The organism is Lyngbya sp. CCY1209, from assembly GCF_055795065.1.
This window is the reverse complement of sequence record NZ_JAYFER010000555.1, coordinates 1-5,983: the sequence shown is the minus strand read 5'-3', so window position 1 is coordinate 5,983 and position 5,983 is coordinate 1. Positions and strand designations below refer to the sequence as shown.

The following is a 5,983-nucleotide window of genomic DNA, read 5'->3' as shown; positions in this document are numbered from 1 at the left end:
CCATTATCCCCCTTCGATCCCCCCCCCGCCCCCATCCCCCCCAACCCCCCTTTGTAAGGGGGGAGATAAGGGGGGAGCCAGAGGAGGCTTCGCTTTGGTTTCAACGGGGACTTTGAATTGGCGAGTGTACTAGGTTGGCTTGAAAATTTCTGTATAATAAAACCGTCCCAATTGTCAGACCGCTTGGGAATCATATTAAATTCGGTTAAATACCCACTTTCGTCAAAGCCAATTCCGGCTCCCCCCTTTTTAAGGGGGGCTGGGGGGGATCTCCGATTCTCAGGTAAATAACCGGATCTGATATAAATTCCCAAGCTAATAGCGAAAATTCTCTGAAGAGGATCGTTAAAATTATAACTGATATCAAACCTGGGAGGAACCGATCCGATGGCTGACTTAGAGAATTATCGCAATATTGTCAAAAAAATATTGACAGAATATTATGAGATGAGCCACCAGAAACCCGAGAAAAATCCGGCATCTGAAGTTTGCGATCGCTTGGCTTTGGACGACACCCGAGATCAATATCTTTGGTTCCGCTTCGGGTGGGAGGATCGAAAGCTGGTGCAGAATATGATGATTTATCTGAGCATCAAGAATGGTAAAATATGGGTGGAACAGGATTGGACAAATTTATGCGTCGTGGATGATTTGCTGGCGGCGGGAATCCCGAAAAATCATATCGTTTTGGGCTTCCACCATCCCAGCAAACGGCCCCTGACGGAATTTGCAACGGCCTGATGGGAATTCGGCGCGATCGCTCCCGATTTGTGATACCATCAATACAACCTTCACCTTCTCCCAATTGTCGCCATGAATTCAGATACCTCCAACCCCGAACCCCGAAAGCGATCGCCCATCGACGAGGAAGAAATGCAACAGATGCGGCGGGATGTGTTCAGCCGCCGGGAATTCACCCTGGCCGATGTCATCGCCCGGGAGGGCGGATCTTTTTTGAAGGGAGAATCTCCGGTTCCCAAGCTGGTACAATTGAAGGGGGAAATTAATACTTTTATCCGTCACAATTTACCCGATGTTTCCGGGGCGTTGCAGACGGTTTTGTATCGGTGGGTTGATGAGGATACGGCGCGAATCAGTCGCCATTTAGATGCCCCCCTGCAAGCCTTCTCAGGGTTGCTTAAATCGATTCTGGAGAATCCTTCAATTCTGCACGAACTGGTGCGACAGGTCGATATGCTGTGGGGAGAAATGAACGACGAACGGCCCCACTTTCAACGCCCGGGGCAACCGCCCCATCCCGATGACGAATACACCCACGAGTCCGTTTATCAACAATTGGTCGAACTGAGCGATCGCCTCAAATGCGAACTGGAGAAAAAGTAGGATGTTAGAGTGGTAAAAATCGCGTCAATTCGGTCGTTAGAGTCCGGCGCGATCGCACATTTTTGAAGCCGTCTTCACGCAATTCTTTCCCGCTTTTTTTGCCAGATAAACCCCCTCGTCCGCCACCTTGATCAAATCCTCCGGACCCGCCATCGACTCGGTGCGGACCGCCACCCCGATACTGATACTACCCCGCCAAAAACCGTCCCCTGTCGGCACTCGCAGGGTCCCCACCGTCTGGCGGGTGAGTTCGGCAATATGCAACCCCCCCGACAGGTTCGTTTTCGGACAGATGACCAAGAATTCGTCGCCCCCCAGACGGCAGACAATATCATCGGTTCTGAGGGTGTATTTCAACGTTTGTGACAACTCCAACAACACCAAATCTCCCGCGTCGTGGCCGTAGGTGTCGTTGATAATTTTAAAGTGATCGGCATCCACCATCATGCAGAGTAACGGCGTTTTTTCTGCGGTCGATTCTTCCCACAAAGCAGCCAACTGTTGCAGGGCGTAGCGGCGGTTGGGTAAACTGGTTAAAGGGTCAGTCAATGCCAGGGTTTCCAAGTAATGATTCGCCTCCGCGAGCGATCGCGTTCTCTCGACTACCTTCGCCTCCAAAGACTGGTTGAGCGCCCGCAATTCCAAATTTTGAGCCGCCATCAAATGAAACAAATGGTGCAGGGCGGCGAGGAGGGTGGCGGTGGCGCCCTCTTGGGGTTTTTGGACTTGTTGGTAGGCCGTTTCCGGGCTGACCCCGGCTTGAATGGCGTGAATTTGGTCGGCCATTTCCCGATCCAAACCCAGGATGTGATAAACCAGCCAATTCGTCAGAAAACTCAACAGGTCGTGTACCTCTTTCAAAGAGGTGGTGGTGAGGACTTCGGTCTGGGGAAGCGAGGAGGTGTCCCGGAGTTCGTCCAGGTGCAGGCCGCTGTAAAAATAGATAATTTCTTTCAAAAAATAGTGGTGCTGCTCCAGGTGTAAATCGAAATGTCGGGGCGCGATCGCCGCCCGTTTCATTAATTCTTCTTCTTCCTGAAAGTGATATTGGGTGTAGTTGAAAAGCTCCCGGAAGAGGACGACGACATCGTTATCAATCAGCTCGTTCTCGACCAATCTGCTGCCCAGTTGGTTGATCAGATCGACCAAATAATGATGTTGTTCGTCAACCTCTTTTAAACCCGTTTCAAATTGTCGAGTCCATTGAAAAGATTCCATCGGCAGAATTCCCGTCCCATGATTTCAATGGTAGCTCATCTCTCGCGCCGGTTAATGTACCCCCGATCGCGATCGGGGCGGTTCACTTGGCCGCCCCGACTCAGGTTAATTGTGTTGGTGCGACAAGGGAGAGGTGTTGAGAGTCGGGTGAGGAAGATAAGTCTTGATTCAAAAGAAGGCGGAGGAAGCGGAGGAAGTGGAGGAAGAAATAATTCCCCGGTCGTCCCTCAACACCCGACACCCGACACCCGACACCCTTCCAATCGCGATCGCCCCATCATTCCGATTCAATGGCTCGAAAGCCAAAATATTCATGTCAGAGTTGCGTTCCCAAGCGAGTCGGGTGCGATCGCGATCGCGGCTTCATGCGGCCCGCAGGCGTTCAAATCCGTGCAGGATCGGGGGCCGCGCCTCGTGGGACGTGATCCGGTACAGGCGGGGGATGTCCGCGCTGTTGTAGACCCGGAACTCGCTTTCCACCGTCGCCCGGGCCGTGCGGATGGCCTGATTGAGCACCAGGGACCCCTCGGGATCGGAAACGGACCGGTGGAACGTGCCCGGCGGAATCCGCAAAATGTGGCGGTTCGCGTCCAGGCGGACGATGTGGTACGGGTACTCCCAGGAAAAATTGACCAGATAAAAGGTGCGGCCCCCGGAAACCGCCAGCAGGTTGTCCTCCTGGTTGGGGTGGAGGTAAAACTGCCAGTGTCCGTCCTCCGTGTCGTTGGGGCTAGTGGCCGGCCCTTCGTGGAACACCAGATCCCGGGCGTTGGAGTCGGCGACGGTGATATCGAAAAAGCGGACGCTGGGGGTATCGCGGAACTTGTGAAAGGGAAGTAACTCAAACATAGATCGGATTTTGGCAACTGAAGTCCAGAGGTTCCCCATAGCTTAGTGACTTCGTTCCGTATCGTGCAAAACTCATTTGGCATCATTTCTATGCATAAACTGGATAGAACTTGGCAACCGCCACCGGCGGTCCTTCCTTCCCACTGCTTCAACTGATGTCTATGAACTTGTTTCAGGTGCGGGTGTTGCTTGCCGTCGTCGAAAAAGGCAGTTTTTCCGAAGCAGCCCTCAATTTGAATATTTCCCAATCCTCCGTCAGCCGAGCGATCGCATCCCTGGAGGACGAATTGGGCATTCCCCTGCTGTGTCGGGGGCGCTTCGGCGCCCACCTCACCCCCATCGGCGAACGGGTCCTCAACCACGCCCAGAAAATGCTGGAGTTGCGGGACAGCATCGACCAGGAAGTCAATTTGGAAAAGGGATTGCACGGTTCCCGGGTGCGGGTCGCCTCCTTCCGCAGCGCCGCTACCCACATCCTGCCCCCCAAAGTAGCCGCCTTTCGCAACAATTTTCCCAACGTGGAGGTGAAAATCACGGAAACGGACCCCCTGGGGGTGGAACAGGCTTTGCGGACTGGCCAGGTGGACATCGGGTTGATTCCCCTGCCGCGATCGGAGGAGTTCGACACCTGGGAAATTACCCGGGATGAATATGTGGTATTGCTACCGAATTCGGCGGGAAATATTCCCCACAATTTGACCTGGGAAGAATTGTCGTCCCACGCCTTTATTCTCTACAATTACGCCGAATGTACTTCCGCCGTCCGCGACCACTGGGCTCAGTGGGGGCAGACCCTAAAAATTGCCTACGAAATTAAGGAAGATTCCACCATCGTCAGCATGGTAGCGCAGGGGTTGGGGGCGGCAATTCTGCCCCGGTTGGCGGCGCTCCCGATTCCCAAATCCGTGAAAGTGCGATCGCTCCCCGTGCGCTTGGAACGGGCGATCGGCGCGGCTATCCTCGCCAACGGTTTGCATCCCCCGGCGGTGTTCGCCTTTTTGGATGTCTTGCGGGGGAACAATTAACCATTAATAATTAACAATCGCTGGTCCGGCAGTTAGCCGGCGAGCCCGAGGCGATCCTTCAAAGTCTCGTCGATCGCACGATCGAGCTCTGCGGTGCCGACGCCGCCGGAATCAGCGTCATAGAGACTCAAGCCGAGGGCGGGGAGGTGTTTCGCCCGATCGCGATCGCCGGAGATCCGGCATCCCATCCGGGAAACCCCAGGCCCCGCCGGTCGAGCCCCTGCGGGATCGGTCTGGAGCGCGGTGCCCCGGCGCTGTTCTCCCGTCCGGAGCGATATAGTGATTTAGCCCGTCTCAGGAATGGGTTATGAGTAATCTGTAAAGCGTTGTTACCATTACAGGGCAACGGGTTATCAGAAAAGGCGGCACCCGGATTTGAACCGGGGGTGGAGATTTTGCAGACCTCTGCCTTACCACTTGGCTATGCCGCCACAGCGATTTACTATCGTATCACAGTTGATGACGATCGCGCAAGTTTTTTTCGCCACCGGCCGACGGCAATTTGTAATTGTGGGGGTAGCCAGCGATCGTACTGGGGATAAACCGGCAGTCGGGGCCGCAACTCCCAGCGGGACTCGGCGAGAATGGCCGCCAACCTGTGGGGGTGCGGGTGGGGATAGTCGGGATTGACCACATCTTGGGGACCGATGCCGCCCAAATCCCGGGCGCCCGCTTCCAGACACTTTAATAATAAGTCGGGTTCCGCGATCAGGTTCGGGGGAATTTGTAGGGCGATGGCATCGGGGAGGATGGAACGGGCGATGGCGACGACTTCCGGCAATTGAGCCAAATTAAAGGCCTCTCCCGTTTGAGCTTGTCGGCTCCCGGGACTGTGGGGTTGCAGGATCACTTCTTGAATGTGGCCGTGGCGATCGTGAACTTTTGCGATCGCCTCTAAGGTATCCCGCCAATCCGCCGGGGTTTCCCCGATACCCAACAACAACCCCGTGGTGAAGGGAATCTGCAATTCCCCCGCCCACTCCAACTGTTGCAACCGCACCGAGGGCACTTTACTGGGGGCGCGGCGGTGGACGGTCTTTAATAGATCGGGGGTGATTTGTTCGAGCATCAACCCCATCGACACATTCACCCGTTTCAACCGGGCCATCTCCTCGAATTTCAGCGGTCCGGCGTTGGTGTGGGGCACAAATCCCAAGCTGAGGGCGCGATCGCACAATTCATAAATGCGATCGCACCAGGCGCCGCGCCGGGGACTCTCGGGGTGCACCTCCCCGCTCAAAATCAGAATTTCGATCACCCCCTGTGCCGACAGCGGAGCCAGTTGTTCCTCCAATTGGGCGATCGTCAGCCAGGGACTCGTTCCGGGATCGGCCCGGAAGTTGCAATAGGTACAGCGATTGAAACATTCGTAGGTCGGAACGACGGTGTAGGCCGGAGAATAGGTGACGGGGACGGACATCTGCACAATGATTAGCTCTGCTTATCAAACGGTTAAGTAAATATTTCGTCAAAACCCTTTACAAAGCTTAACAGTCTGTGTCATATTAGAGTCACGGTAGAGGAAAACACCTGCCGGATACGTACCT

Annotated in this window: 7 protein-coding genes and 1 tRNA gene; 3 read left to right on the top strand and 5 right to left on the bottom strand. The window is 54.8% G+C overall.

What is annotated here, in order from left to right; all coding sequences use genetic code 11:
• Window positions 1–387: 387 nt before the first annotated feature.
• Window positions 388–741, top strand: a complete 354-nt coding sequence (locus tag AC0QHF_RS19450) for a XisI protein (protein ID WP_324705896.1) — start codon at window positions 388–390, stop codon at window positions 739–741.
• A gap of 72 nt (window positions 742–813) precedes the next feature.
• Entirely contained in the window at window positions 814–1,344 is a 531-nt protein-coding gene (locus AC0QHF_RS19445; protein ID WP_324705895.1) for a hypothetical protein, read from the top strand.
• Window positions 1,345–1,380: 36 nt separating this feature from the next.
• Here AC0QHF_RS19445 and AC0QHF_RS19440 read toward each other — a convergent pair whose 3' ends face one another.
• On the bottom strand, window positions 1,381–2,562 hold the full coding sequence (locus tag AC0QHF_RS19440; protein ID WP_324705894.1) for a GGDEF domain-containing protein: 1,182 nt from the start codon (window positions 2,560–2,562) through the stop codon (window positions 1,381–1,383).
• Between the two features lie 363 nt (window positions 2,563–2,925).
• Window positions 2,926–3,411 (bottom strand): redox protein, encoded by a 486-nt coding sequence (locus AC0QHF_RS19435; protein ID WP_324705893.1) that lies wholly within the window; start codon window positions 3,409–3,411, stop codon window positions 2,926–2,928.
• 155 nt (window positions 3,412–3,566) lie between these two features.
• On the opposite strand from AC0QHF_RS19435, the gene AC0QHF_RS19430 reads away from it, so the two are divergent.
• Window positions 3,567–4,436 (top strand): LysR family transcriptional regulator, encoded by an 870-nt coding sequence (locus tag AC0QHF_RS19430; protein WP_324705892.1) that lies wholly within the window; start codon window positions 3,567–3,569, stop codon window positions 4,434–4,436.
• Window positions 4,437–4,468: 32 nt separating this feature from the next.
• Here AC0QHF_RS19430 and AC0QHF_RS19425 read toward each other — a convergent pair whose 3' ends face one another.
• The 3 genes from AC0QHF_RS19425 to cofG all read right to left on the bottom strand — a co-directional run bounded on the left by AC0QHF_RS19425 (window position 4,469) and on the right by cofG (window position 5,856).
• Window positions 4,469–4,624, bottom strand: a complete 156-nt coding sequence (locus AC0QHF_RS19425; RefSeq protein ID WP_324705891.1) for a hypothetical protein — start codon at window positions 4,622–4,624, stop codon at window positions 4,469–4,471.
• 172 nt (window positions 4,625–4,796) lie between these two features.
• A tRNA-Cys gene (locus AC0QHF_RS19420) sits at window positions 4,797–4,867 on the bottom strand.
• 11 nt (window positions 4,868–4,878) lie between these two features.
• The gene (cofG, locus tag AC0QHF_RS19415) at window positions 4,879–5,856 is read right to left on the bottom strand and encodes a 7,8-didemethyl-8-hydroxy-5-deazariboflavin synthase subunit CofG (protein ID WP_324705890.1); all 978 of its coding nucleotides are present in this window, start codon (window positions 5,854–5,856) and stop codon (window positions 4,879–4,881) included.
• Between the last annotated feature and the right edge of the window lie 127 nt (window positions 5,857–5,983).